Source organism: Salinimicrobium oceani, assembly GCF_012037645.1.
The window spans coordinates 1-389 of the sequence record NZ_JAAVJR010000924.1; the positions used below are offsets into that span (position 1 = coordinate 1).

Annotated in this window: 1 protein-coding gene; it reads right to left on the reverse strand. The window is 37.8% G+C overall.

The features are described 5' to 3' along the window. On the reverse strand, positions 1-389 hold a 389-nt coding region (locus HC175_RS20085; RefSeq protein WP_209310140.1), incomplete at both ends, for a UDP-N-acetylglucosamine 2-epimerase.

Below are 389 nucleotides of genomic sequence, written 5' to 3' on the forward strand. Positions count from 1 at the left end.
TCTTGTTTTCTGATATCCCCTCCCTTATCAGATTATTTCTGGAAGCAAGTGTAGGCGCAAAATGATAATCTGAAATCCGACTAATTAATTGTCGGTTTCCTTCTTCAGGAAATGGGGATTTTAAATTCCCGGTACGTAACCCGGCTTCTATATGGCCTATTTTTATACCCCTGTTAAAAGCAGTAAAGGATGATACAAAGGCAGTGGTGGTATCTCCCTGTACCAAAACAATATCGGGATTAAATTCCTCCAGTACTTTGTCAATTTCTTTTAAAATTAATGCACTTAAAGAATTCAGGTTTTGCCCGGGTTTCATCAAATTCAAATCATAATCGGGAATTATTTCAAAGAAATCCAACACCTGATCCAGCATTTCCCTATGCTGTGCT